The sequence below is a fragment of the Intestinimonas timonensis genome (assembly GCF_900626145.1).
Classification (GTDB): Bacteria; Bacillota; Clostridia; order Oscillospirales; family Oscillospiraceae; genus Intestinimonas; species Intestinimonas aquisgranensis.
In genome coordinates this window covers 432555-457641 of sequence record NZ_LR130817.1, presented here as the reverse complement: position 1 = coordinate 457641, position 25087 = coordinate 432555, and the positions used below count along the sequence as shown (strand labels likewise).

Genomic DNA, 25087 nt, shown 5'->3' with positions numbered 1-25087 from the left:
TTAGGCCATGTACTTACTGCGGAATATACGAAGCATTCCGTTTTCCCATGCCGTTTTGACATGGCCTCTGCACCATTTTGTGTATCGGTCGAATTGAAGTGCTGCCGCTTGATTGGACAGCCCGTATGTTGCCTTGATCTCAGAAGCGGAACGGATACCCATTTCACGCAGGATAGGAAGCGGAGCAAGTAAATTCCAGGCGAAGTAGTCTGCCTCGCTCTCGAACTGGTCATAGAAGCCCCTTTGCTCATTGTAGGCGATTTCGGCTCCCTCTATGACTTCCAGATGGCCTATATAGATATGGCCGATCTCATGCGCCAAAGTCCACCGGATACGGCCAGCGTTCATTTCAGCATTGTAGAGAATAAGATAACGGTTTGTATCTGGATCGTAGTGCGTCGCTCCAGAATTGCTTTTGCATAGAACGGCAACGTCTTGGACAGTGCATCCAGTGACTTCGGCCATTTCCTGATACGACAAAATGCGACAGCTTTTGGGGATGCACTGCAAGAGCAATTCAGGTTGGATAGGATAGGATACAGAATCCATGTCCTGGTAAAGCTCCAAGACCTTACGCTGTACAAAAACACTCCTCACTATTTTGCCCTCCTTTCGCTACGCGGAGACATCATGGGTGCATATTATAACTTATTCCGTGTCCAATAAAACGGACTTCTTCTGCTGCGGATTATTCTCATCGGAAAAAGCGTAGTCAAATCCGATTTTCAGAATACCCATCATGCGGTTTCTATCCTGCTCAGTCATGCGCTCTCTGGCTCGCTGGAGGGTAATATAGTCGGGGTCGCCAAGCATGGTATCGGCAGTAGAGCGCACATTAGAAGCGCCTACCAGGTAGTCAATGGAGACATGGAAATACTCGGCGATCTTGGAGATTTTATCAATGGTTGGAGAGGTAGAGCTTTTCCACCTTCCAATAGAATATTGGCTCATACCAAGTTCGTATTCCAGTTTGTTGATTGTGATGTTATTTTCAGCACACAATTCTTTAATCCTTGTAAAAATGACAGAGTCCATAACACAACCTCCAAACAGAGAATTTGAATGTCACGAATTTTTTCGTGAAAAGCACTTGACAGCACGAAAACAAGCTGGTATAGTAAATGCCAGACACGAACATATTCGTGAAGTTGATTATATCATATCACACGTTTTCAGTTTAGTCAACCTAATACTTATTTGGAGGCGCGTAAAAATGCACATCGTAAACAGTATGGCAGCAAACTTCGGCAAATATGATTTAGATGTAAGCGCCGTGGGGATGCGGAGTATCAGCGAGACGGACATTAAGCTCCCGTACACTGGTGTCCTCCCCGTACAGATGTCAGCGTCCTCTGGTGCCTATGTCTACCTCAACGTCCAGCTGGCTCAAGGCGCACGCTTGGTTCTGGTTGCGCATGGGAAGGGCAAGGATATCAAGCGTCCTCTCGAAGCGTCCAGTGAAGAGATTATCGCTTTGCTGGATGGGTTTTTCAAGCAAAACCAAGACGCTACCGGCCTTGCTCAATATTGGCTCGGTGTGTGGCAAGCTCATTATACGGAATGGAGAAAGATCGTGACCGGCCCGGATCGGCTGTTGACAATCCTCTCTTCCCTGTCCGTAACGGATCGTGAGTTCCTGTGTAAGCATATGATGGACGTGCCGGCGACAGAGTGAGGCGAAGCGGATGTCCCCGAAAAATTTCGCAAATAATTTTCTTGTTTGCTATTGACAATCTCAGCTACGTATGGTAAGATAGCAACATAGAAAATGATTTGAACGGATTGGAGAGGGGAATATGATCCGTAACAAATTCTTTGAAGACCCGGACGGCGGCTATGCTAAGGTAGGCGTCAAGAAAAACTTTGATATCGCCTGGAAAAAGGTTCTGGCCTATGAAGAGCAGACAGGCCAATCGCTGGACAATGGCTTTACTAAGGAACAGTATGTGTCCATGTTCAACTCCATGAGGGTTCGTCACACCAGCATTTTCTTCAACTATAAAAGCCATGTGATGAGCTATGTGCGATACCTGATTGCCAATGGCGTGCTGCCGGCAGAACAGGAAAGCATTTTGGCCTCCGTCACTGTGGACGACCTGAAAATCAACGAGACCAGCGGAGTGCAATACTACAAGAACTTGGGTATGCTCCACCAGGCAATCCAGGATTCCATCAAAGTGTCCGAGTGCTACGATGAAACCTTGTTTGACCTGCCCGCTGTAATTCTTTACCTGGCTTGGTTTGGATTGACCGAAGAGCAGATCATCAATTTCCCCAAGGAAGATGTGCTTGATGACGGCGTGATGATAAACGGTGAGAAGACCGAGATGCCGTTTGAAATCTTGCAGATATTCAAGCGTCTGAGGGATGCAGAGGGATACTACCAGCAGGCCAGAGGCGTAATCTTCCGTGCCTATGTCTATTCAGATAACCTAATTCGGACGGAGCGGAACAGCAAGATCAACGTCTCTAAGATGCAGGGTCTGGTAAATCGTCTGAATACCCTGATGGACGGTGCCTACTCGCTACGGTACAACGTAATACACCAGTCCGGTATATTCTACCGTGCTCATCTGCTGGAATGCGAGAGTACCCAGTTCAATCTGGAAGACCCGGAGTTTGCGTCTAAGGTGTTCTGTGAGGATCTGTCCAGCAAGGTCAAGCACACAGCCCGGATCAGAGACTACAAGCTCTATAAGCAACTATTCTACTAAATGGCTTCGGCCATTTAGTTCTTGGATAGCAACAAAGAAAATTATTCTGTAAGAGGAGTGAAAGCAATGAAATTCCGTAAAAACGCCGTCCCCGTACCTGTCACCCGCGATCTCCTGCAGGAAAAGCAGACTGAGGTTGCTCGTCTGGCTCGTCAGGCAAGCGAGGCGGTAGACATCGTTACCAGAACAATGAATGAGCTGGAGGGTATCAACCAGCAGATCGACAACGACCTGGCTGAGATCGACACCTATTCCAAGGAACTGGCCGCGACACGCGCCGCCATGTCCCAGCAGCGGAAGAACAATACCGCTATCATCGCCAACTTCGCAAAGCTCCTGGATACCAGTCCCGCAGAGAGCGTGAGTGAGTAATTCATTCGGTTGACCAACCGGAGCATGAGGCGCTAACAGCAATTTTACAACTATCAAACTTTTACTTTGACTCAATGCGTCTCGTTGAAAAGCGTGGAGGGGTAATCCTAACTGGTAAGGAAGCAGTTTGCTAAACTGTTAGTAATCCGAAAGGGTGTGTGGGTTCGAGTCCCATCCCCTCCGCCAAGCCGCAATAGCGGCGAACTCTTTATCACCTCCTCTCTCTGACGGCGGGAAAGACCGCTGACGGCCCGGAAAGACGGGCGACATGGGAGCGTCCGGTGGCAGCTCATAACGTGTAATCGACGGTGGACACGCACAGCAATTTTACCTTGAAAGTCTGCAAAACTTTTGCTTACGGTTCGACTCCGTAGCTCCTAAAAAAACCGTCATCAATCTATAAGAAGGGTTGTGTGTGTCATGAAGAAGTTCCTGGCTATCGTTCTGTGATTCAAAGTGATCAGCGGCAGCGGCGTCCAGCGCCGGGTATGTGGAGGAAGCCATGAATAGAATACGAGACAAGCCCTAAGTCATCTTCGGATGACAGTATAGTGATGAATGCGACGATGAATGAACAGTAACGAAATGGGGCACTAACAGCAACCATCAACATTACCTGCTTTGGAAATGAGAATGTGTCCCGCACACGTGGCAAAGAGCCATTTTACGGATATAGCGGTTTCTGGGAGGTTTCCGTATTCGTATGCGTACAGAGCAACGCAGACAGCAATGAAAAAGCCTCCCGCCATGCAAGGATAGCTCAGTTGGTAGAGCACCAGTATAAAAAATGCGTAACGTTCCCCTCCCCCAGTTGCGCTAACAGCTATGTAAAAAGGGAACTGATTGTCGTGGGTTCGAGTCCCACTCCTTGCAACAAGCTACTTAGTGTAGCCACAAAAAAAGGAGGTGCAACAGACTAATGTTGAATATGGGTTTGCTTGTCTGTTGTTCCTTGCCGTATGTCATTATCTCGACCCCGATAATTTACAGTACGGTGAAAACCTGGTTCGCCGCCAGCCATAATAGTGCGGGAAGCCGAACCGATCGGTATAACTGTTTGCCGTATTATACGGCTGGGTTTGAGTAGAAAATGCACATAAGAGGGGTCATGCAAAATAGCCCCGCTACGGCGGGGCGTACGCCAGGGTAGCTCAGTCGGACAGAGCGCGTACTAATGCGTGTCTTGTTGAGACGCTTACAGCAACTTTCTATGGACTGTTAATCCCGTGGTCGTGGGTTCGAGTCCCACCCCTGGCACAAGCAGAAGCCGCCCCTGCTAATGGGCGGATAGGCATAGGGCTTTGGGATCGTTTATGTCTATGCTGACGATAAACGCCAGATATTCAACCCAAATATCTTGAACTGGGTTGTGACGGCTCGGAAAGACGAGCTTCATGCGGCAGTGGTGAAGTGGTCAACACAGCAGCCCTATTACAATGCGAAACGAGGAGTTCCGCTAACAGCAATGTTCAAGGAAGCCAAGCTGCCATTCGTAGGTTCGAGTCCTACCTGCCGCTCCATTTCTCTGGGCATAAACAGCAACAGTAAATAAAAAGTGTGTCCTGGGTATCTCAATATAGGAGGTAAGAGATAATGAGTAACTTTATGGATGGGATCAAGAGCACGCTGAATAACGAGTGCAATGTCTCTGTCACCGAGAACGGTGCAGTCGGCTTCCGCACTACCGGCAAGGCTCTCCTGGATCTCAATTTCGCTGTGGCATCTCTCCGTAGCGCCAGCGAGCACGACATCTCTCAGCGCTTCACTAAGGCGTTCTTCGAGGACAAGTTGATGGCAATGAAATGGCTCTTTTATGCTCGTGATGTCCGTGGTGGCCTGGGCGAACGCCGGCTGTTCCGTGCCTGTATGGTGCCTCTGGCGAAGGAGTTTCCCGAGTACGTCGCCCCTGTGGTGGCACTGGTACCTGAGTACGGTCGCTGGGACGATCTGTGGTGCCTGCTGGATACGCCCGTGCGTGACTGCGTGACTGGGCTGGTCAAAGGGCAGCTTTATGACGACGCCCAAAATGCGGCAGAGGACAAGCCCATTTCTCTCCTGGCAAAGTGGATGCCCCGCTGCAAGACTTCTTCCAAACAAACTCGGCATTATGCCCAGATTTTGCGGAAGGCTGTCGGCATGACTGAGCGCCAGTATCAGCACACCCTCGCCAATCTTTCCCGTTACCTGCTCGTTGTGGAGCAGCAGATGACCGCCAAGCAGTGGGAGGGGATCGACTATCAGCGTGTCCCCTCTCGTGCTAACCTGCAGTATAACAGTGCTTTCCTCCGCCACGACGAGGATCGCCGGCGCACTTTTCTTGACCAGGTAAAGAAGGGCGATGCTAAGATCAACGCTGGGACGTTGTTCCCTCATGATATCGTCAATAAGTATCGTTGCATTTCTGGTGTTGACGACACTATTGAGGAGCTGTGGAAGCATCTGCCTGATACCGTAGAGGGTTGTGGCAATACTATGGTCGTCCAGGATGACAGCGCCAGCATGACATGGGTAACTATCCCCGGGAGCAAGGCTCGCCCCTTGGAGGTAGCGAATGCTATGGCAATCTACTTTGCCGAGCGCTCTTCCGGGCAGTTTAAGGATCAGTTCATGACATTTTCCGAGAATCCTCAGCTTGTCGATCTGAGCCGAGGAAAGAATTTGCGAGAGAAGCTGGGCATCTGTAATAGCTGCCATGTTGGTGGTAGCACTAACATCGAGGCTGTATTTGATCTGGTTCTTACCACGGCGATCAACAATCATATGAAGCAGGACGATTTACCTGCCAATATCCTCATCATCTCTGATATGGAGTTCAACGGCTGTGCCGTAAGCGGCCCTGTTCGTAGTAATGGATGGGGATATGTATGCAATGGGCGTCCTTCTCCCCGTCTGTTTGAGGAAATCTCTCAGCGGTATGAAGCTGCTGGATATAAGATGCCTCGGCTGGTCTTCTGGAATGTTGCCAGTCGCACCGGCACTATCCCTGTTAAGGAAAACGATATGGGTGTGGCACTGGTCAGCGGATTCTCTGTCAATATCGCCAAGATGGTGATGAGCGGACAGACTGATCCTTACGACTGCCTGTTGGAGGCCATCAACGCGGAGCGGTATCAGCAGGTGGACGATGCCCTTCGTCCTATTATCTCCGCATAAGCAACAAAGTAAACCATTAAGGAGGCTCAGAACGATAGAGTAGCAAGTAGCTGTCTACGCTCTGAGCCTCCTTTATCAAAGGAGTGAAATACGTGGTATATCTCGACAATGCTGCCAATGCTCCGGTTTTCCCGGAGGTTCTGGAAGCTATGCTCCCTTGGCTCCGGCCCGATCATGTCGGCAACCCCGGAAGTATTCATACCCAAGGGGTCAAAGCTCGTGAAGCTGTTGAAAATGCCCGCCGCCAGGTAGCCAAAATGATTGGTGCCGATCCCTCAGAGGTGTTCTTTACCTCTGGTGGCACAGAGTCGAACAATGCGTGGTTGCAAAATTTTGGTGGTGACTTAGTTTTGACAACCAAAATTGAGCATGATTCAGTTTTGGAACCGTTAGCCCATAGGATTTTCTGTCCTTCACATATCTATCCTTTTACTACCCGCTACGTTAAGACCTATAAGGATGGAAGTGTGGATCTACATGATCTGGAACAGTTGCTGGATGGCACCCATAATACAATCCGCGCCGTTTCTATCATGTGGGTAAATAATGAGCTGGGCACTGTCAATCCCATGAAAGAAATCGGAACCCTTTGCAAAAAGTATCACGCCGTATTCCATGCCGATGCTGTACAGGCGGCAGGCCATGTAAATATGAACGTGAAGGACTGCGGAATTGACTTCTGCTCCATGTCCGGTCATAAGTTCGGTGCTCCTCTGGGTGTTGGTGTGCTCTACATCAGCAATTCTATCCGCAAATCCCCGTGGATTATTGGTGGAGGTCAGGAAAACGGAATGCGTGGTGGTACTGAGAACGTTCCGGGAATTGTAGGGATTGGCAAAGCAGCAGAAATCGTTACTGAGCGTCTCCAGAACTGGAAGTTACGGTGGGGATTGCTCAGAGACGCATTCTTGACTGATTTGGGGTTGAGAATGCCTGGGGAGTTCTATATCAACGGTGATAGCGAGAACTATTCTTCTAACATCATCAGCCTGACCATCCCTGGCGTCAACAGCGAATCTTTGCTTCTTCTGTTGGATCAGCTGGACATCTACCTTTCTGCTGGTTCTGCGTGCAGCGCTGCCAGTGCTAAATCCTCCCACGTTTTGCGTGGTATTGGAATGTCTGATGAAGATGCGGCCTGTACTGTGCGTATTTCAATGGGGTTCAATACCACTGTTAATGAGATGCACGAGGCGGCAGAGGCTATCGTGACTGCCTCTCATAAGCTGAAATCCATGTATTCTTGATTAGCGACAAAGTAAATTAACAAGGAGTGAATATAATGTACTGTGCCTATGTTACCAGGATTCACAATCTGAGGAAGCATACCAATGCCGACCGGCTGCTCTGTGGCGAATGCTTCGGTAATACGGTGATTGTGGATCTCGGCACCGCCCCTGATCAGCTGGGCGTGTACTTCCCTACCGATGGCAAACTCGGTTTGGAGTTCGCACAGAAGAATGACTTGCTGCGGCGTAAGGATGAGAACGGCGCTCCGGCTGGCGGATACCTTGACCCGGAGAAGCGGAATATTAAGGCTCTCAAGCTCCGGGGCGAGAAGAGCGACGGTCTGTTCCTCCCTCTCTCCTGTTTGGCTTCTTTTACCGATATCAAGAAACTCCAAGAGGGCGACACGATCTCTGTGTTGAACGGCATCACTATCTGCGAGAAGTACGTACCCGCCGTCAAACGCTCTTCCGGTAGTGGGGGGGGTGGCAATCATGTTCGTAAGCGTTCTGATCCTATCTCCCCGCTCTTCCAAGAACACGCTGACACGGAGCAGTTGGCCTACAACCTCTCCGCATTCCATGCCGGGGATCTGGTAGAAGTTACCCTGAAAATGCACGGAACTTCTCAGCGTACCGGCTATCTGCCTGTGTTGCAGGGCTATAAATATCGGAACGGTATGGAAAAGCGGCTCTATGAGAGTCGTAAGACCCCGAATGCGATTCGTTCCAAGATCAAGCGGACGCCCATCTATGACTGGGGCTACGTCACCGGAACCCGCCGCGTGGTTCTGGACACCTTCGATGAGGGAGGCTACTACGGTAATAACGCTTTCCGCGAGAAACACGCCAAGGTCTTTGAAGGAAAGCTCCACAAGGGAGAGACAGTCTACTATGAGGTCGTTGGATTCACTGATGACGGTACGCCCATCATGAATCCCGGAAATAACTCTAAGCTGAACGACAAGGAATTTACCAAACAGTACGGTAAAACCACCACATTCAGCTATGGCTGCGCTCCCGATGGCAAGGAACATCCCAAGTCCGATCTTTTCGTTTACCGCATGACGATGACCAACGAAGACGGCGATGTGGTGGAGTATCCGCCCGACTTTATGCGCTATCGTTGCGAACAGATGGGCGTCAAATATGTTCCTCTGATGTATAGGGGGCTTATTCCCGAAGAGGAAATCTTCACAGGAACTTCTTGCGAACTGACTAATGCTGGCGAATGGATTAAAACCAAAGCCGAGCAGTATTATGACGGCCCCGATCCTGTCGGCCATACCCATGTTCGGGAAGGTGTTGTGTGCCGCATTGTCAACCGTCCCAAGTTCGCCGCCTATAAGCATAAAAACTTTGCGTTCAAGGCGCTGGAGGGGCTGATCAAAGACACCGCCGCCGCGCCTGATATGGAAGAAGCTCAGGATGTTGGAGAACAGAATGGATGAAAAAGTCGTTCTTGACTTTATCAACAACTTCAAAGCTGGGCAGATATGGAGCAGTTCGACTCAAGCCTATACCGGAGAATGATCCGGGATTGTATCAAAAAGGAGCGATATGACGATGACGACTTTGATCCAGAATGAGCAGAAGCGCCAGAAGATTATGGCGCGGATGCGGGAACATCTGGTGCCCGTCTTGGAGCATTGCAGGGGAGGCTGGGTTGGCCTCTTCCTGCAAGGTTCTCAGAATTATAACCTTGACTATGAGGGTAGCGATATTGACACCAAGGCAATCATGTTGCCCAGCTTTTCCGATTTCGTGTTGAACGCCAAACCTCTCAGCACTACCCACATTATGGAGAACGACGAGCACGTGGATTTCAAAGACATCCGCCTTATGTTCGACTGTATCAAGAAGCAGAATGTCAACTTCGTTGAGATCCTGTTCACCCCTTACTCCATCATCAACCCGGAGTATGCCGATCTTTTCCAGCCTGTTCTGGATGCTCGTGAAGAGATCGCTCGGTACAACAACTACGCCGGGATGAACTGCATTATGGGTATGGCTCTGGAAAAGCAAAAGGCAATGGAGCACCCCTACCCTGCCACAATGGACAAGATTGAGGCATTTGGGTATGACCCGAAGCAGCTTCACCATGCTCTGCGGCTGCGGGAGTTTATGACCCGTTACGAAGCCGGCGAGCCTTACGCTGACTGTCTTATCAGTAACCAGTGTGATTATCTCAAAGAGGTGAAGCGCGGTTGCTACTCTTTGGAAGAAGCACGGGCACTGATGAGCACTGCAATTCAATCTATGACCGAAGACAAAAAGCGCTATATGGATACGGTGCCTGTTTCGATCAACCAGCACGCCAATGAGGTACTGCAAAAGGCTACCGTTGAAATTCTCAAACGATCCTTCTTAAAGGAAATCCAAGGAGGTGAATGAGATGCCGATGTTTTACATGATGGTTGGCCTCCCTGGTAGCGGGAAGTCATTCACTGCCGAAAGCATCCCTAACGCCGTCGTCCACTCCAGCGATGCGATCCGTGTCGAAGTTCTTGGTGACGAGAACGACCAAACCCAACAGGACTTGGTTTTCCAAACCCTTCACAAAAGGGTTTTGCAGGATCTGGCGGATGGCAAGGATGTGGTGTACGACGCAACCAATATCAACTACAAGCGCCGTATCGGGTTCCTTGATCGTGTCCGAGCGCTCCACAAACATGATTTGCGTACAGTATGTCTTTTCATGGCGACGCCCTATGAAGTGTGTTTGGAGCGCAACAATAATCGGGAACGTTCTGTCCCGGAGTCTGTAATCCAAAAGATGTACTTCAAATTCGATGTTCCCATGATGGCGGAGGGTTGGGATGAAATCAGGATCGTGGGTGACGAAGATCGCCACGACCAGATTGATACCCTTATGCTTCGTCTCTCCAAGCTGGAACATGATAACCCGCACCACGAGTACACGGTTGGTCAGCACTCTATGACGGCATGGCAGTATCTGATTAGCCACTATAAAGGTGCCGATGCTACTCTGCTCCGCGCCACACTGTTACACGATATTGGCAAAGAGAAGACCAAAGTATTTCATGACATCAAAGGCAACCCCACTGAGATCGCCCACTTCTATCATCATGAGCGTGTAGGAGCTTATGACAGCTTCTGCTATACCGGCGATCTCAGTCCTAACCAGCGCCTTACTGTGGCGCTGCTGATCCGCTGGCATATGTGGCCGTATGCGGTTGAAAAGTCAGATAATCCGAGTAAGACGGTTAGCAAAATTAAGCGTCTGCTTGGTAATGATATCTGGAACCAGGTCATGGTGTTGAATACCTGTGACCGCAATGCACACTGAATAGGAGGAAAATAATTATGAGTCCCGATTTGATCCGCACTCCCTACATCGCTCCCCGTATCTCTGTTATGGCACCCCCCCCGGTAACTCTCGATGCTGAACGGTTCGTTGATGAGCTTCTAAGCGGCCTGCGTATGCCGGACGGCGGATTTGTTGCCCATCTTGTTCCCAACGGAGATCCTTTCTCCAACGGTTGGAATGCGGCAATGAAGCTCCAAGCCAGTCAGCCTGCGTCTCGCCGTCTGCCAATGCCCGTCAATGTGATTTTCCATAACCCGGCTACCATTGTGTTCTGGGATGACGGTGATAAGACGGTTGTGAAGTGTCAGCCAGGTGATACATTCAGTGCCGAAGCCGGCCTGACTGCTGCCATGCTGAAGAAGTACATGGGCAACGACAATACTTTCAACAAGGTCATCAACGAGTGGCTGGCACGAGCCAGCTATGCCAGCGTCCCTGCCCTGCCGGAGGCCACAGAGTAACCAATGGACGGTATCACCCTACTGATTTTGGCTCTGGTGCTGATTTATACGGTAGGATCGGGTGGCGATGACGACAATCATTGGAACCGGGGAGGTGGGTGCTTTGCATAGCGCAGCACCTGCCTCCTAACGTAAAACAGCACTTGGTTAGCAGATACGATTTTGTGTCTGTAATTACAGAGGAAAGGAGGAACTTGTCATGAGCAAAATGGAAGGTCTTGGTTGGCTGACTGCGCTGGTTGGTATCATCGGCCTGCTCGTATTCAGCCCCGTTATCACATTCGGCTTTGCCTGGATGGGTGGCTGGATTTTGAAAGTATGCGTCGGTAGCGCCATTGCGGACGGCATGAACCTGATGTTCAACACAACGCGCTTTACCCCGGATTTCATTCCGCTGGCCTGCGCTACCCTCGCTACGATCGGCAAATATTTCAAGAGTTCTCAAACTAACAACAACAAATCTGAAAGGAGCTAATACCAATCCCGGTAAGCCGGGTTTCTACAAGATTGATAAGTGTAGAGTAAAGCCGTCTGTTACAGCGTGAAAGCCATCTGGCCGGTAGCAAGGGAGGATTAGACGGTTGACCTCAGCCGAGATGGTTGTGGTCGGTATGAAGCACATCGTTTGTTTTTCTGGCGGTCATTCCTCTGCGATTGCCGCCGTAGAAGTAGTTAGAAAGTTCGGAGCAGAGGACACGATCTTGCTCAATCATGATTTGTGTCCTCGAACCGAAGACGCTGATATCAAGCGTTTCAAAAAAGAGGTTTCGGATTATCTGGGCGTTCCCATTACTTACGCCAATATGCCCGGATGGGATGTTAAGGATCAGTTCGACGTGTGTATGGAAATCAGGGCGTTTAAGGCTGGCGCTCAGTCCACCGCCTTTTGCACTAACAGACTGAAGACCGAACCTTTCCATAAATGGCTGTCCGAGCACTATCCCGCAAATCCTCCCGAAGTAAGGGACGATATCTCATTAGTCTATGGCTTTGACGCCAATGAACAGCACCGTATTCGGCGCAGAGTTGGCATTATGGCTGCGATGGGGTACCAAACAGAGTACCCTTTGACATGGGAGGTGCGTACTATCCATGACATCGAGGAGGTTGGGATCGAGCGTCCGAAGACCTACAGCATTTTCAATCATGCGAATTGTACCGGGTGTTTGAAAGCTGGCAAACAACATTGGTTTGTTGTTTATTGTCTCTATCCTGAAATATGGGAAAAGGCGAAGCTGGCCGAAGACACAATCGGGTACAGTATTCTCAAACAAGGCTATCTTTCAGATTTTGAGGCGGAATTTGCCAAGCTCAAAGAAAAGGCGTTGCCGCCCACTGAAAAAGCCAAACCTCAAACATTTTGGGCCGCTGCACGAAAGCTCATCAAGGACGACGATGATCTACCGTGTGAGTGCTCATTTTAAGGAGTTGTTTAAGATGAAGGTTCTTGTAGTAGTGGATATGCAAAACGATTTCATCAATGGTGCGCTCGGAACCCCGGAGGCGCAGGCCGCTGTTGGAGATGTCGCTAAAAAGATTTCCGGCTTTGACGGAGACCTGATTTGCATTACCAAGGACACCCATCGTTCTGCCGACTACCTGAAAACCCAAGAAGGTCAGCTGCTTCCTGTCGAGCACTGCATTGAGGGGACTCACGGCTGGCGGCTCGACGATATCATTGCCACGGCTGTTAGCCATGCGGCTATCGACGCGGGGAAAAGCGTATCCGTATTCCAGAAAGGTACGTTTGGCTCTGTGGAGTTGGGCGATTACCTGGTAGAGCTTTCTGCCAGAAGGAAGCAGCGCATTGAAGAGATCGTTTTCGTTGGACTCTGCACCGACATCTGCGTTATCTCTAACGCACTGCTCGTCAAAGCGTTTCTGCCTGAGACGAAAATCACCGTTGACGCTGCCTGCTGCGCCGGCGTTACCCCGGCGAGCCACAACAATGCTCTGGCTGCTATGAAAGCGTGTCAGATCAATGTGGAGAACTGGGAGGTCTGAAATGATTTTTGTTGACGATAGAAGGATCGACTTCACCAGTTTCCCCGACGGTACATCTTCGATCCGTATTGCTCCCAAGCTGGACTTCACGTTTTTCGCCATGGGTAAATCCGCTTACTTCATCCGGTGGATGTACGACAATGATGCCGAGTGTATGCAGCTCTGGTATTTGGTGAAGCACCTCAAGAGCGCCGGCAACCCGCTCCTCTATCTGGAGATGCCGTATATCCCCAACGCCCGTATGGACAGGGTGAAGAACCGCGACGAGGTATTCACGCTCAAGTGGTTCGCCGAGTTTATCAATTCGCTCGGGTTCGAGTCTGTCAAAGTTCTCGACCCCCACTCTAATGTGGCTATGGCGCTGATTAACCGGGCTGAGACTATGGATGTGAAGCACTACATCGACTATGCAATCCAGTGGATGGTCAGTCAGGGTCTGAATCCTCTGCTGTGTTACCCGGATGAAGGTGCCGCCAAACGATACTCTGAGCTTCTTCCTATGGAGTATGTTTTTTGCATTAAACATCGTGACTGGCGCACCGGAAAGATTGAGCGGCTGGAGCTGACAGAGCCTGAGAAAGTCAACGGCAGAAATATTCTGATCGTGGACGATATCTGCTCTCGCGGTGGGACATTCACCCATACTGCCAAAGCTCTGAAAGAGGCCGGCGCGCAGAAAGTTATGCTCTATGTTACCCACTGTGAGAATACGATCCTGAAAGGCACTGTGTTGACAGATGGTCTTATCTCTCGTGTATTCGCCACTGATAGCATCCTCCGTATTGATCACGAGAAGATCTCCATTTGCAGATGATTATGAAAAGAGGGTAAAACAATGATTTCATACAGTCCTTTGCTCTGTTTGGACTTCTACAAGACTGCCCATGCAGAGCAGTACCCCGCAGCACTGACCAAGATGGTGTCTTATTACACCCCGCGCATGACACGGCTGGCTGATACCGAGAAGGTCACAATGTTCGGTCTTCAGGCATTTATCCAGGAGTATTTGATCGAGGCATTCAATACTCACTTCTTTGATCGCTCATTGGATGAGGTGCTTGCCGAATACAAGCGGGTGCTGAATAACACCATCGGCACGGACGGCGTTGGTGTGGAGCGTTTGACGGCGCTTCATAAGTTGGGGTATCTGCCTCTGGAAATCCGGGCCGTGCCGGAAGGAACCCGTACCAATATTCATGTTCCGCAAATTGAGATCTCGAATACCAATCCCAACTTTGTGTGGTTGGTCAACTCTATCGAAACAATGCTGTCATGTACCATGTGGCATACTCAGATTTCAGCGGAAGTTGGATATCGTTACCGGCAGATCGTCAATAAGTACGCTGCCCTTACCTGTGACGATGATGTGGTACGGGCCAAGCTACTGGGCGACTTTTCCATGCGTGGTCAGGAAAGCGTGGAGAGCGCCACCAAGAGTTCTGCTGCGTTCTGCCTGAGCTTCCTTAATACCGCTACAGTGCCGGCTATTCTTTGGCTGGAACACAACTACGCCTGCCGGGTGGAGAATGACGCAGTAGCTTATGGTGCTCTTTCTACTGAGCACAGTGTTATGTGCTCCAACTATGCGGTTGACGGCGACGAGATTACGCACGTGCGGCGTCTACTGAAAGAAATCTATCCGTACCAAAACTTCTCTATGGTCAGTGACAGCTATGACTATTGGAACCTGGTCAATAATATTCTCCCTGTAATTAAAGAGGATGTGATGGAGCACCGTGGATGTCTTGCTATTCGCGGCGACAGCGGCAACCCTGTGGAGATTGTAACCGAGACGGTGTTCAAACTGTGGGAAATTTTTGGTGGTACCGTGAACAGCAAGGGTTACAAAGTTCTTGATCCACACGTCAAGGCATTGTATGGCGACAGCATTACCCCGCAGCGGTGCGAGGCAGTGTATAAGATCCTGATGGAGCATGGCTTCGCTATCAACAATGTTTCTCTGGGCGTCGGTTCTTTCTCTATGCAGTGTCTGGAGACGATGGACGGCGGCGAAAAGACTTATGCGCCGTACACCCGTGATACATTTGGTATCGCAGTCAAAGCGACCTATGCAGAAGATGCTGACGGAAAGCCCATCATGATTTTTAAGAACCCCAAGACAGATAGCGGACATTTCAAGAAGTCTCAGCGCGGCTGCTGTAAGGTTGTATATGACTATACGTACCACAACTTCTTCTGCCAGGACGGTTTGACTTGGGAGGAGTCGCAGGTTGGGAACTGGCTTCAGCCAGTTTTCAAGGATGGCAAGCTCCTGAGAATTTATACCCTGGATGAGGTTCGCAAGAATCTTCATGAGGGAAACTTTTGAGAAAAGAGGTGCCACAATGTTAGCTAACCCAAAGCGTACTAAGGATGAGATTGTCCAGTGGATTCGTTCCTACTTTGAAAGTAACGGCCCTGGCTGCGATGCGGTGATCGGTATTTCTGGTGGTAAAGATTCCAGCGTTGTCGCCGCTCTTTGCGTAGAGGCACTGGGCAAAGAGCGTGTAGTGGGTGTTATGATGCCGAATGGAGAACAGCCCGATCTGGACGATAGCAAGCAGCTGATCGAATTTCTGGGTATCAGATACGCCTATACCGATATCTCCAAAGCAGTGTCTGCGGTAAGTGATCAAGTAGCGCTCAATATGAACGTCAGCGATCAGACGAGGATAAACCTCCCTCCCCGTATCCGTATGGCGACCCTCTATGCTATTTCTCAGTCGTTGCCTCACGGCGGACGTGTTGCTAATACCTGCAACCGCTCTGAAGACTATGTGGGATATTCTACCAAGTTTGGCGATAGCGCCGGCGATTTTAGCCCGCTCGCTAATCTGATGGTGCATGAAGTCATCCAGATTGGGTACGAGCTTCTTCTGCCTATCAACCTGATAAGCAAGATCCCTTCCGATGGGCTGTGTGGAAAAACTGATGAGGATAATCTTGGATTTACCTATGCTCACCTGGATGCTTACATCATGTATGGCACCAGTGGAATTGAGGAAATCGACAAGAAGATTGCCTCTATGCACGATCACAACCTTCACAAGCTCAATCCTATGCCTGCCTACGGAACGACAATTTTTTAATAGGCGGTGAGAAAATGGAAGAGCGTACTTATTTGAGCGGCACCAGTTTGGCCGGTATGTCCCCTACCCGCTCTCGTGTGGAGAACGACTACTATGCTACTCCGTTCGAGGCGACAGAAGCCATCCTTAGCCGAGAAGAGCTGCACGGCTCCATTTTGGAGCCTGCGGCTGGTGAAGGGCATATCAGTAAGGTGCTTCGGGAACATTATCCCAACAGTCAAATTATCTCTACTGATCTGGTTCAGAGAGATGATAGGTTCGGATGTGGTATTGTTGGCGGGGTGGATTTCCTCACTGAGAACTATCCCGAAAAATTCAACAACGTCATCACGAACCCTCCGTTCTCTTTGGCGAAAGAGTTCGCTGAGAAAGCTCTGGAGGTATCCACTGGCAAGGTGATCCTGTTCGCCAAGATCCAGTTTCTCGAAGGACGGCAACGTAAGGATTTCTTTGCCACCCACCCTCCGAAAGCCGTCTATGTATTTTCAAAACGTGTCAATCCTTTGAGAAACGGATTGGAAGTTGACGAAAATGGTAAGCCCTGGTCAAGTACCATGTGCTTCGCTTGGTTCGTATGGGAACATGGCTATACCGGCGAACCTTGCATTCGTTGGATTTAATTTGCAACAAAGTAAATCAAGAGGTGCAGCTATGAAGATGGATAAGGTTGCCGGCAGTGGCAACGACGAGTTCTATACACCGGAGTATGCGATTGCCCCGTTGTACAAGTATCTTCCACCCCCCCCGTGACAATTTGGTGTCCGTTTGACACTGAGGATAGTCTGTTTGTAAAGCTCTTTCGGCAACGCGGCTATACCGTTATCGCAACACATATTGCAAACGGTCAGGATTTTTTCGCTATTGACCCACCGAAGTGTGACTACATCATCAGTAATCCTCCGTATTCCCTCAAAGGCGAAGTGTTTGAGCGGCTATTCCAGTTGAATATACCCTTTGCTATGTTGGTAGGGGTCGTCGGACTTTTCGAGAGTCAGAAACGCTTTAAGATGTTCCGTGAGCATGATTTTGAAATCATGTATCTCAATCGGCGTGTATCTTACTTTAAGAACTACGCCGACCAAAAGCCGTCTCTAAACCCGCCTTTCAGTAGTGTCTATGTATGCAAAGGAATGTTACCAAAGCAGATTATCTTTGAAGAAATTCAAAAAACCCCATAATAGCAACAAAGAAAATTATTGACTTTATGGAGACAGTATGATAGAATAAAAGCAGTTCGAGGGAGATTGTAAATCCCTCAACCTTCCGTTTAGCAACAAAGAAAACCAACAAAGGAGGAACTAATTTGGATTACCAAACTGCCCTTTTCTGCGAGTTCGATCGTTACGCCGCAGAAAGCTATTGCGCCGTTCATGGTGTTGATCCCACCCTTAACATCGGAGATATTACCAAAGCCGATGAGAAGGTTGTGCCGGATTTCAATGTCATGTTCGGTGGAAGTCCGTGTCAGGATTTCAGCATAGCAGGCAAACAGGGGGGGGCTGCATGGACTTGTAAGCATTGCGGCCACGTATATAATCCCCTGGAAGCTCACTATGATCAACGCGACCATTGCCCTAAGTGCGGATCAACTGAAATCGAGAAGACCCGCTCTTCCTTACTGGTCGAATGGCTGCGTTTCCTAAGAGAAAAGAAGCCTCGCTTCGCTATCTACGAGAACGTTAAAAATATTACCGGTTCTCGCTTCTATGCCACTTTTAACCTCTTTGTCAAAGAGCTGGAAGACTACGGTTACAACGTCTACTGGCAGGTTCTGAATGCAAAACACTACGGAATCCCCCAGAATCGTGAGCGTGTTTACTGTGTCATCATTCGTAAGGATTTAGATAATGGGAAGTTTAAGTTCCCGTCTCCTATCCCTTTGAAAAAAGCGCTGGTAGATATGCTGGAGGATAAGGTTGACGAGCGATACTACCTGCCTGATGACAAGGTAGCTGCCATGATAACCCCCCCCCGTTCAGACAAATCAGTAACACCGTCCGCACCAGCGGAAGAGGTTCCACAGACCACCACTGCTGGGACTTGCTCACTTGCCGGTGTGAAGCTGAGTAAGAAAGGCACCCAGTTTGAAGGATACTGTGAGACGGCCTTGACTTTGCTGGCCCGTGACTATAAGGGCTTTGGAAATCAGCAAATGACAGGAGTTATGGAGCATAATGAGTAAGCGATATATTATCCCCGCTGCAATTCGTGGAAGATATGCGGGGGGGGTAAGATAATACAGCGTTTGGAAGTTCGCCCTAATATGTGTACCAACACTTTGACGGGTGTTCAAAAAGACAATGTATTGATAGAGATAAATGAAAGCGAGGAAGCCAATGTGAAAATCGTATGTGAGCGTCGATGCGATGAAGGTGTGCGTTTTTTCAAAGATAATGTCTGCGGCACTATTCGCACCATTGACGGGGGGGGGGACAAGAGAGTGATGGAAACCAATGAGAAACACGAAAGTTGTATCCGAGTTCGGAAACTGACCCAGTTGGAGGCATGGCGACTGATGGGCTTCTCTGACGAAGATTTCTACAAAGCTCAAGCAGCCATGAATCAGAATTTATACGGTGGCAAAGACCATAGCGGTTCTCAGCTTTATAAACAAGCGGGAAATTCCATTGTGGTCGATGTGCTTTGTGCCATCATGAAAGAGTTATACGAAGCCATGCCCTACCTCTTTGATGATATGGCAGTTGGATCTTTCTTCTCCGGCATCGGCGCATTTGAAAAAGCACTGTCTACTTTTGATATTACCGATGTTAGCGACAAAGTAAATTATTCTGATAAGAATGATGAACTGAAGCAGCTCGGATATATCAATGATTACAATGGAGACGCCAATCGTGTATATGATGGCGAAACCGTTGCACGTGCTTTGAAAGCCGAAGCGGGAGGGGGCGGAGCCAAGACTGGATGGTATGCTCTGAGAAGCCCGGAGGTTGACCATGGAGAAAGTCAGAATTAAGCAGGCCACCCAAAAAGGTTATATCGAGTGTGCTGTGGGGGGGGGTAGCGGATTTATCTTACCCGTCCAGTAAAACTCGAAGAGGTCGAGTCCAGGAAGGTGGTTGGATTTGTCCAACTATCACTGCAACAGAAACCGGCATTTGTCGGATAGAAAGAGGTGATTCATATGAGCATTGCGTTGAGAAACCGCCGTGAAGCATATGACCAGATCGAGCCGAGGCGTCCTAATCGTAAGGCTATGATTCTGGATGTTCTGACCAGCGGTGATCCTGGCGGTATGACTGCTGACGAGATTGGCGAGAAGCTGGTCTCTGAGGGCAAAATCCCCACCAACAGTCCGAACTTCACACGGCCTCGTCTGACAGAGATGAAAGCCGAGGGCAAGGTTGTGATCGTCGGCAGACGTCTTGGCAAGTCTGGATGCAATACGGCAGTCTGGAAGGTGAAGCGCTGATGTATGGTGAATACACCTGTCTGGACTGTGGCAAAACCTTTGACGATCCGAAGCGATGGGAAGAACGCCATGGGTTAGATTCTCCGCCCTATGAGGATTTCAGCGGTTGCCCTTACTGTGGCGGAGCTTATGCCCGTACTATCCTTTGCGATGCCTGCGGAGAACCGATAGTCGGCGATTATGTCAAAATCCAAACAACTGGCGACTGCTATTGTGATGAATGCTTCATGATGAAGTCGCTGGGCGAAGATGATCCATGAGAAGAGGTCGTGAAATGAAAACTTCAGTCAAACGGCGTGCGAAAAACTGCATACGGGGAGCGGTTTTATTGGCCTGTTTCATTGCCGTCTGGTATGTGGCCTCGTGCTTCACCCAACCGCTGTTTATCCCCGCCCCTGCTACTGTCTGGGAAGCAATCGTCGGGTTGGCAGAGACAGGCCAGTTGCAAAAAGGACTTGCCTACTCTTTCCTGCGGATTACTGGTGCGTCTGCTCTTTCTATGCTGGTAGCAATTCCCCTCTCCCTTCTGATTTATGGCGTGAAACCTATCAAGGAAACTATCATGCCGGTTGTTTCCTTCCTGCGGTATGTTCCCGTAACCGCATTTTCTCCGCTCCTGATCCTATGGTTTGGGATTGGGGAGCAGATGAAAATTTCGTTCCTATTTATTGCAACGTTTGTCTACTTGCTGCCGTCGATCCTGCTTTGCTTTAACGACGTACCGCAAGATCTGATGGATACGGGCAAGACAATCGGAATGACCAGTTGGGAGACAATCAAAGAAATCCTGCTCCCCGCATCGCTCCCTTCAATATTCAGTACGTTCCTTATGATGTATGGCATTGGCTGGACATACTGCGCCGTGGTAGAGGCAACCAACGCTAAGTACGGCTTGGGCTTCATCATCAATGTAAGCTCCGCCAGAGGTCGTACCGCCGTGGTGTTCGGGGCAATCATCGTAATCATGTTGTTCAGCTTCGTTTTTGACAAGCTGGGGAACTTGCTGATCCGAAAGATATTCCAGTGGAGGTACTGCGATGATCAAGTTGAATGATCTGGCTATTGGGTACAACGGCGAAGCAATTCTGGAGCACATCGACCAGGAGTTTGACGACGGTTTGATTTACGGTATTTTGGCGAAGTCTGGTGCCGGTAAGACGACCCTCCTCAAAACCATCTCTGGCCTTCTTCACCCTGTTCATGGTGAGGTTGTCATTGATGGCACTACCTATCGGAACGCCGACAAGAACCCTGTGTACATGATGCACCAGCGCTATTCCAACTTCGGATGGCTTTCCTGCACGGAGAATGTGCTGATTGCCCAACGGGACAAAAAACTCCGTAGCCGCGATGACGCTATCAAGGTACTTGCAGCGGTTGGGTTAGAGCAGTATGCAGATAAATGGCCGTCTCAGCTATCAGGTGGTATGCAACAGCGCCTTGCGTTGGCGAGAACACTGTATGTCAAGCCGAAATACCTACTTATGGATGAACCATTATCCGCTTTGGACGACAAAACCCGTAGCAAAATGCAGCGTTTGATTTTGGATGTCCATGCTGAGACAGGCAACACAATCATTATGGTAACGCACAGCCAGGACGAGGCGTTCAAAATGTGCGATAAAATAATCAAATTTGAAACGAGAGGAGCTGTAACAAACCATGGCAGGTTTATTTGAACGCATGGGACTGGTTCGTACCGAATACGAAGGTATGCCTGAAATCCCTATGCAACCCGTATCCGAGCCTATGTACGCGCCTGAGACGCCGGTAATTGACGCTACTCAGGTGTCCTATGATGATGTGATCGCATCCGTCTATCAGCAGGGCGATATCGACGATGAGAACTCGATCTTCAAGATCAAAGCGTATATCGACATTCTGCCCCAGGATATGACTAAGGCCAAGAAACAGGCGTCCATCGCCGGCATTCTCAGCGTCAACGGGATCAATGTGGATGATCTCATTGAGGACGGTCTGAAGCGTGGTCGCGCCTTGGACGCTGCCGAGGATAGTATCAGGGCGGAAAACGATGCGCTGATCGCTGAGACCGAGGCGGATATCGAACATCTGAAGTCTCTGATCGAGCAGGCGGAAGCCAGAATTGAGGACTCCAAGCAAAAAACCTCTGATTCCAGCGCCGCCATCCAGAAGGAAAAAGAAGCTATCAGTCAACTCTTGGAGTTTGCGAACGGCGTTGCCGGTAAGGAAGGAGCACAGTAATGGGCATTGTGATTGGAGCGGTAGCGGTTGTATTTGTGCTCGCCCTGATCATCTTCCCCGGTGTCCGGGGTAAGCTGAAAGTCCTCGTTGGAGGGTTCCTCAACATCTTCGTGGAGGATATCGCCAAGACACCCGAGGGTGCAAAGGCTGTTTTCCAGCAAGCCATTGAGGAAGTGCAGGAGCGTTACAACAAGGCTGGTGACACCCTGAATCGGTTTGTGGGCGAGCAATCCTCCGTCCAGAAGAACCTCAACAAGCTATATGGAGAACTGAAGGACGTTGAATCAAAGTGTGAGTCTCTGGTCAGATCTGGCAATATGGCCGATGCTGCCATTTTTTCAACCAGGCGTGAGGAAATCCTGTTTGAAATCTCCCAGAAAGAGGGATACCTGCGAGAGATTGAACCTATGGTAAAAGAGGCTCAGACCGTTTATGAAGCGTACGACAAGAAGCTCCGCGAGCTGAAAAAGCAGAGCCGTATGACTGTCGAGGAAATGAAACTCCGTGGCAACATGAAGGATCTCTTGGACGATCTGGACGAACTGCGCCGGGACTCTGCCACTGATAAGCTCTTGGGCAGTGTCCGGGACGGAGCGGAGGATCTTCGCAAAGAGGTTGATGGTGCGATTGTCGTTCACGCAAGCCGTACCACCACCAAAATGTCAATGGCTGAGAAAAATGCGGCGAAAGCTCAGTCGGATGCTTACCTGCAGTCTCTCGCCACAAAGTATAACGGGAAGCCGGCTATTCAGGCTTCACGGTCTGGCGTCACCTTCGACGCTCCTAAATCCAAAGTGAAAGAGGAAAGGAAGTAACTTACCATGAAGAGAATGAAACTCACTACCGCTGGCCGTGTGGTGATCTTCGTCATCGTGCTGGCGCTCCTCGCTGGTATCGGCGGCTTCGGCTACAACTACTACAAGAACAACATCGCAGACGACAAACCCATCAGTTCGGGCACCCAGTCTGGCAGCACGTCCCAGAAGTCCACGACAAAGCCCTCCGCCGGCAAGACGGACACCTCTGATCCCGTGATTAACCTATCTCTGGATGAGTGGGTGGGCTGGAAACCTATTATCGACGCTAACCAGGGCTTGACCACGCAACCCGGTTCAATTTTCGACCAGTTGGGCATTAAGGTTAACATCAATATCATCAATGACGCAACTGCCAGCAGCAACGCTTTGATTACCGGAGAGCTGAATGCTGCAGGTTATACCACCAACCGTGCCGCGTTCCTATCTGGTAAGTTCCAGGAGGCCGGATTGGATGTGGTAATGCCGGTATTCACCAACTACTCCGCTGGTGGCGACGGCATTATTGCTAAGTCCGGTATTAACACCGTAAATGATCTGCTGGGCAAGAAGATCGGCGTTCCCAGATTCAGCGAAGCCCAGACACTTGTGGCATGGTTTGTTAATAAGAGTGACCTGTCCGATGCTGACAAGCAGTCTATCATTGATAATATGATCCTCTTTGACGATGCGTCTGAGACGGGCGAGGCGTTCTTCGCCGGCCAGCTGGACGTGGCAGCGACTTGGCAGCCTTACCTGTCCTATGCGACCGAAAACGGCGATGCGCACATCATGTTCTCTACCGCAGCCTCTAAGAGCCTGATTATGGACGGTATCGTATTCCGTTCCGACTTTGCCCAGGCACACCCCGACGTTGTGACCGCCTTTATTGATGGTATCTTCCAAGCCAACGCAATGTATACCACTGAGTTTGACTACATCCGTTCTGTCATGCCTATGTTCGCCGGCGTTCCCGACGAGGAGATTAAGGCTCAGTGCGGCGATGCCGAAATGATGGGCTACGCCGAGAATAAGGAAGTGCTGGACTCCACTGCTCCTTCTGTCTACTTCGATATGTGTGATATCTGGGAGTCTTTGGGTGAGACGGTCAATCGCAAGGTGGCTATGACACTCTTTGATAACCAGTATCTGCTCCCTCTGGCAAGCAAGTATTCTTCTACCTCTACCTCTACCAGCAAGCCCGTTGAGCTGACCGAGGAGCAGAAGCAGGAAATCGTCAATTATGAGGCGCTGCTGACCAAATCCATGACCGTTGAGTTTGTGGCTGATACCGCTCAGTTCAAGAACCCCGAAGAGGCATACGCCATCATGGATGAGTTCGTTTCTATCGCCAATACTCTGGATGGCGCGATTATCCAGGTGGAGGGCAATATCAATGCCCGCAACTACTCCGACTCTGGACAGGCGCTGTCTGCTGAACGTGCAAAGGCTGTTGCCAAGTATTTCATCGCTTGTGGTATTGATCCGAACCGTCTGATTACGGTCGGCAATGGCAACACGAAGATGGTTGCAGATCCCGGTTCTGCCGATGCCTACCTGAACCGTAGAACCGACGTGTTCTTCAAAATCATCGAAGAGTAATCCTGCGCCTTACGAGGAGGGGCGTTGTCCCCTCCTCGGGGCACCAACATAATAAAGGAGTGGTCAATATGGATGTAGTGAATGTAGAAATCGCAAATTTGGACGATCTGAAAAAACGGTTCGTTGAAATTTGCGCTACTATCAATCGTCCGGGTATGGAAGACCTGATGGCGTGGTTGGAACGTTCTGACTTCTATACTGCGCCGGCAAGCACGCGCTTCCACGGCAACTATACTGGCGGGCTGCTGGAGCATAGCCTCAATGTGTATGACAAGCTCTCTGGGTTTGTGGCTCGCTATCCTGAACTGGAGATCTCACCGGAGACGGTGGCGGTCACTGCGTTGTTCCACGATCTGACGAAGGTAAACTACTACACCGTCAGCTCTCGGAACGTCAAGGATGATGTTACGGGCGCATGGCATAAGGAGCCGTTCTACAAAACGGAAGATCGTCTCCCACTTGGTCATGGCGAGAAATCTGTCATCATCCTGCAGAGCTTCATCAAGCTCACACGTGACGAAATTGTTGCAATCCGCTGGCATATGGGCAGCTTTGATTGTGCAGTCAAAGGCGGGGATTACGGTATGGGCAATGCTTTTGAAACTTACCCGCTGGCAGTCATGACACATTTGGCTGATATGGAGGCTACCTATCTTGTCGAGGGTTTAGCAACAAAGTAAATCAACGG

The 25087-nt window shown here is 49.8% G+C and carries 28 protein-coding genes and 4 tRNA genes; 30 read left to right on the top strand and 2 right to left on the bottom strand.

The features are described from left to right. Positions 1–597: an ImmA/IrrE family metallo-endopeptidase gene (locus E0E29_RS08470; protein ID WP_130849510.1), complete on the bottom strand. Its 597-nt coding sequence runs from the start codon at positions 595–597 to the stop codon at positions 1–3. A gap of 51 nt (positions 598–648) precedes the next feature. Next, a complete protein-coding gene (locus tag E0E29_RS08465) occupies positions 649–1035 on the bottom strand; it encodes a helix-turn-helix domain-containing protein (protein ID WP_130849509.1) in 387 nt (128 codons plus the stop codon). 178 nt (positions 1036–1213) lie between these two features. On the opposite strand from E0E29_RS08465, the gene E0E29_RS08460 reads away from it, so the two are divergent. The 30 genes from E0E29_RS08460 (at position 1214) to E0E29_RS08325 (ending at position 25079) form a co-directional block, all read left to right on the top strand. Further along, on the top strand, positions 1214–1675 hold the full coding sequence (locus E0E29_RS08460) for a hypothetical protein (protein WP_130849508.1): 462 nt from the start codon (positions 1214–1216) through the stop codon (positions 1673–1675). A 121-nt stretch (positions 1676–1796) separates the two neighbouring features. Continuing rightward, the gene (locus tag E0E29_RS08455) at positions 1797–2714 is read left to right on the top strand and encodes a hypothetical protein (protein WP_130849507.1); all 918 of its coding nucleotides are present in this window, start codon (positions 1797–1799) and stop codon (positions 2712–2714) included. Positions 2715–2780: 66 nt separating this feature from the next. Continuing rightward, on the top strand, positions 2781–3086 hold the full coding sequence (locus tag E0E29_RS08450) for a hypothetical protein (protein ID WP_130849506.1): 306 nt from the start codon (positions 2781–2783) through the stop codon (positions 3084–3086). A gap of 95 nt (positions 3087–3181) precedes the next feature. Then, positions 3182–3272 (top strand) — tRNA-Ser (locus E0E29_RS08445). 563 nt (positions 3273–3835) lie between these two features. Beyond that, positions 3836–3959 (top strand) — tRNA-OTHER (locus E0E29_RS18085). Positions 3960–4226: 267 nt separating this feature from the next. Continuing rightward, positions 4227–4343, top strand: a tRNA-Asn gene (locus E0E29_RS18080). A 139-nt stretch (positions 4344–4482) separates the two neighbouring features. Further along, positions 4483–4606 (top strand) — tRNA-OTHER (locus tag E0E29_RS18075). Positions 4607–4679: 73 nt separating this feature from the next. Continuing rightward, entirely contained in the window at positions 4680–6239 is a 1560-nt protein-coding gene (locus E0E29_RS08440) for a DUF2828 family protein (protein WP_130849505.1), read from the top strand. A gap of 92 nt (positions 6240–6331) precedes the next feature. Next, positions 6332–7486, top strand: a complete 1155-nt coding sequence (locus tag E0E29_RS08435; protein WP_165449844.1) for a cysteine desulfurase family protein — start codon at positions 6332–6334, stop codon at positions 7484–7486. A gap of 35 nt (positions 7487–7521) precedes the next feature. Further along, complete coding sequence (locus E0E29_RS08430; protein ID WP_130849503.1) at positions 7522–8916, top strand: 2'-5' RNA ligase; 1395 nt, start codon at positions 7522–7524, stop codon at positions 8914–8916. A 115-nt stretch (positions 8917–9031) separates the two neighbouring features. Continuing rightward, positions 9032–9859, top strand: a complete 828-nt coding sequence (locus E0E29_RS08425; RefSeq protein ID WP_130849502.1) for a hypothetical protein — start codon at positions 9032–9034, stop codon at positions 9857–9859. Position 9860: 1 nt separating this feature from the next. Continuing rightward, positions 9861–10775, top strand: a complete 915-nt coding sequence (locus E0E29_RS08420) for an AAA family ATPase (RefSeq protein WP_130849501.1) — start codon at positions 9861–9863, stop codon at positions 10773–10775. Between the two features lie 17 nt (positions 10776–10792). Next, positions 10793–11257 (top strand): hypothetical protein, encoded by a 465-nt coding sequence (locus tag E0E29_RS08415; RefSeq protein ID WP_130849500.1) that lies wholly within the window; start codon positions 10793–10795, stop codon positions 11255–11257. A gap of 199 nt (positions 11258–11456) precedes the next feature. After that, a complete protein-coding gene (locus E0E29_RS08410; RefSeq protein WP_130849499.1) occupies positions 11457–11732 on the top strand; it encodes a hypothetical protein in 276 nt (91 codons plus the stop codon). 106 nt (positions 11733–11838) lie between these two features. Beyond that, positions 11839–12681, top strand: coding sequence for a hypothetical protein (locus E0E29_RS08405; protein WP_207303593.1), 843 nt, complete (start codon positions 11839–11841; stop codon positions 12679–12681). Positions 12682–12694: 13 nt separating this feature from the next. Then, on the top strand, positions 12695–13261 hold the full coding sequence (locus E0E29_RS08400) for a cysteine hydrolase family protein (RefSeq protein WP_130849498.1): 567 nt from the start codon (positions 12695–12697) through the stop codon (positions 13259–13261). Position 13262: 1 nt separating this feature from the next. Continuing rightward, positions 13263–14075, top strand: coding sequence for a phosphoribosyltransferase family protein (locus tag E0E29_RS08395; protein WP_165449843.1), 813 nt, complete (start codon positions 13263–13265; stop codon positions 14073–14075). Positions 14076–14096: 21 nt separating this feature from the next. Further along, positions 14097–15590, top strand: a complete 1494-nt coding sequence (locus E0E29_RS08390; RefSeq protein WP_130849496.1) for a nicotinate phosphoribosyltransferase — start codon at positions 14097–14099, stop codon at positions 15588–15590. Between the two features lie 16 nt (positions 15591–15606). After that, positions 15607–16350 carry an NAD(+) synthase gene (nadE, locus tag E0E29_RS08385; protein WP_130849495.1) on the top strand — a complete coding sequence of 248 codons (744 nt, stop codon included), beginning with the start codon at positions 15607–15609 and terminating at the stop codon, positions 16348–16350. 14 nt (positions 16351–16364) lie between these two features. Continuing rightward, positions 16365–16970, top strand: coding sequence for an NAD(P)-dependent oxidoreductase (locus E0E29_RS08380; protein WP_207303592.1), 606 nt, complete (start codon positions 16365–16367; stop codon positions 16968–16970). Between the two features lie 623 nt (positions 16971–17593). After that, entirely contained in the window at positions 17594–18532 is a 939-nt protein-coding gene (gene dcm, locus E0E29_RS08370) for a DNA (cytosine-5-)-methyltransferase (RefSeq protein WP_130849494.1), read from the top strand. A gap of 81 nt (positions 18533–18613) precedes the next feature. Continuing rightward, positions 18614–19324, top strand: a complete 711-nt coding sequence (locus E0E29_RS08365; protein ID WP_130849493.1) for a DNA cytosine methyltransferase — start codon at positions 18614–18616, stop codon at positions 19322–19324. 168 nt (positions 19325–19492) lie between these two features. Further along, on the top strand, positions 19493–19780 hold the full coding sequence (locus E0E29_RS08360) for a DNA gyrase (protein WP_130849492.1): 288 nt from the start codon (positions 19493–19495) through the stop codon (positions 19778–19780). Further along, positions 19780–20040, top strand: coding sequence for a hypothetical protein (locus tag E0E29_RS08355; RefSeq protein WP_130849491.1), 261 nt, complete (start codon positions 19780–19782; stop codon positions 20038–20040). The genes E0E29_RS08360 and E0E29_RS08355 overlap by 1 nt, the downstream gene beginning before the upstream one ends. Positions 20041–20054: 14 nt before the next feature. Continuing rightward, positions 20055–20834 (top strand): ABC transporter permease, encoded by a 780-nt coding sequence (locus E0E29_RS08350; protein ID WP_165449842.1) that lies wholly within the window; start codon positions 20055–20057, stop codon positions 20832–20834. Then, positions 20818–21459, top strand: a complete 642-nt coding sequence (locus E0E29_RS08345) for an ABC transporter ATP-binding protein (protein WP_130849489.1) — start codon at positions 20818–20820, stop codon at positions 21457–21459. The genes E0E29_RS08350 and E0E29_RS08345 overlap by 17 nt, the downstream gene beginning before the upstream one ends. Then, positions 21443–22003, top strand: a complete 561-nt coding sequence (locus E0E29_RS08340; RefSeq protein ID WP_130849488.1) for a hypothetical protein — start codon at positions 21443–21445, stop codon at positions 22001–22003. The genes E0E29_RS08345 and E0E29_RS08340 overlap by 17 nt, the downstream gene beginning before the upstream one ends. After that, a complete protein-coding gene (locus E0E29_RS08335; RefSeq protein WP_130849487.1) occupies positions 22003–22818 on the top strand; it encodes a hypothetical protein in 816 nt (271 codons plus the stop codon). Before E0E29_RS08340 ends, E0E29_RS08335 begins: the two co-directional genes overlap by 1 nt. Before the next feature lie 6 nt (positions 22819–22824). Further along, positions 22825–24399: a phosphate ABC transporter substrate-binding/OmpA family protein gene (locus E0E29_RS08330; RefSeq protein ID WP_130849486.1), complete on the top strand. Its 1575-nt coding sequence runs from the start codon at positions 22825–22827 to the stop codon at positions 24397–24399. Positions 24400–24467: 68 nt separating this feature from the next. Further along, a complete protein-coding gene (locus E0E29_RS08325) occupies positions 24468–25079 on the top strand; it encodes an HD domain-containing protein (RefSeq protein WP_130849485.1) in 612 nt (203 codons plus the stop codon). The last annotated feature ends 8 nt before the right edge of the window (positions 25080–25087 follow it).

Bases quoted from the DNA above. Each gene is read 5' to 3' on its own strand.
- E0E29_RS08465 (WP_130849509.1), bottom strand. From the start codon at position 1,035: ATGGACTCTGTCATTTTTACAAGGATTAAAGAATTGTGTGCTGAAAAT.
- E0E29_RS08460 (WP_130849508.1), top strand. From the start codon at position 1,214: ATGCACATCGTAAACAGTATGGCAGCAAACTTCGGCAAATATGATTTA.
- E0E29_RS08455 (WP_130849507.1), top strand. From the start codon at position 1,797: ATGATCCGTAACAAATTCTTTGAAGACCCGGACGGCGGCTATGCTAAG.
- E0E29_RS08450 (WP_130849506.1), top strand. From the start codon at position 2,781: ATGAAATTCCGTAAAAACGCCGTCCCCGTACCTGTCACCCGCGATCTC.
- E0E29_RS08440 (WP_130849505.1), top strand. From the start codon at position 4,680: ATGAGTAACTTTATGGATGGGATCAAGAGCACGCTGAATAACGAGTGC.
- E0E29_RS08430 (WP_130849503.1), top strand. From the start codon at position 7,522: ATGTACTGTGCCTATGTTACCAGGATTCACAATCTGAGGAAGCATACC.
- E0E29_RS08425 (WP_130849502.1), top strand. From the start codon at position 9,032: ATGACGACTTTGATCCAGAATGAGCAGAAGCGCCAGAAGATTATGGCG.
- E0E29_RS08420 (WP_130849501.1), top strand. From the start codon at position 9,861: ATGCCGATGTTTTACATGATGGTTGGCCTCCCTGGTAGCGGGAAGTCA.
- E0E29_RS08415 (WP_130849500.1), top strand. From the start codon at position 10,793: ATGAGTCCCGATTTGATCCGCACTCCCTACATCGCTCCCCGTATCTCT.
- E0E29_RS08410 (WP_130849499.1), top strand. From the start codon at position 11,457: ATGAGCAAAATGGAAGGTCTTGGTTGGCTGACTGCGCTGGTTGGTATC.
- E0E29_RS08400 (WP_130849498.1), top strand. From the start codon at position 12,695: ATGAAGGTTCTTGTAGTAGTGGATATGCAAAACGATTTCATCAATGGT.
- E0E29_RS08395 (WP_165449843.1), top strand. From the start codon at position 13,263: ATGATTTTTGTTGACGATAGAAGGATCGACTTCACCAGTTTCCCCGAC.
- E0E29_RS08390 (WP_130849496.1), top strand. From the start codon at position 14,097: ATGATTTCATACAGTCCTTTGCTCTGTTTGGACTTCTACAAGACTGCC.
- nadE (WP_130849495.1), top strand. From the start codon at position 15,607: ATGTTAGCTAACCCAAAGCGTACTAAGGATGAGATTGTCCAGTGGATT.
- E0E29_RS08380 (WP_207303592.1), top strand. From the start codon at position 16,365: ATGGAAGAGCGTACTTATTTGAGCGGCACCAGTTTGGCCGGTATGTCC.
- E0E29_RS08365 (WP_130849493.1), top strand. From the start codon at position 18,614: ATGTGTACCAACACTTTGACGGGTGTTCAAAAAGACAATGTATTGATA.
- E0E29_RS08360 (WP_130849492.1), top strand. From the start codon at position 19,493: ATGAGCATTGCGTTGAGAAACCGCCGTGAAGCATATGACCAGATCGAG.
- E0E29_RS08355 (WP_130849491.1), top strand. From the start codon at position 19,780: ATGTATGGTGAATACACCTGTCTGGACTGTGGCAAAACCTTTGACGAT.
- E0E29_RS08350 (WP_165449842.1), top strand. From the start codon at position 20,055: ATGAAAACTTCAGTCAAACGGCGTGCGAAAAACTGCATACGGGGAGCG.
- E0E29_RS08345 (WP_130849489.1), top strand. From the start codon at position 20,818: ATGATCAAGTTGAATGATCTGGCTATTGGGTACAACGGCGAAGCAATT.
- E0E29_RS08340 (WP_130849488.1), top strand. From the start codon at position 21,443: ATGGCAGGTTTATTTGAACGCATGGGACTGGTTCGTACCGAATACGAA.
- E0E29_RS08335 (WP_130849487.1), top strand. From the start codon at position 22,003: ATGGGCATTGTGATTGGAGCGGTAGCGGTTGTATTTGTGCTCGCCCTG.
- E0E29_RS08330 (WP_130849486.1), top strand. From the start codon at position 22,825: ATGAAGAGAATGAAACTCACTACCGCTGGCCGTGTGGTGATCTTCGTC.
- E0E29_RS08325 (WP_130849485.1), top strand. From the start codon at position 24,468: ATGGATGTAGTGAATGTAGAAATCGCAAATTTGGACGATCTGAAAAAA.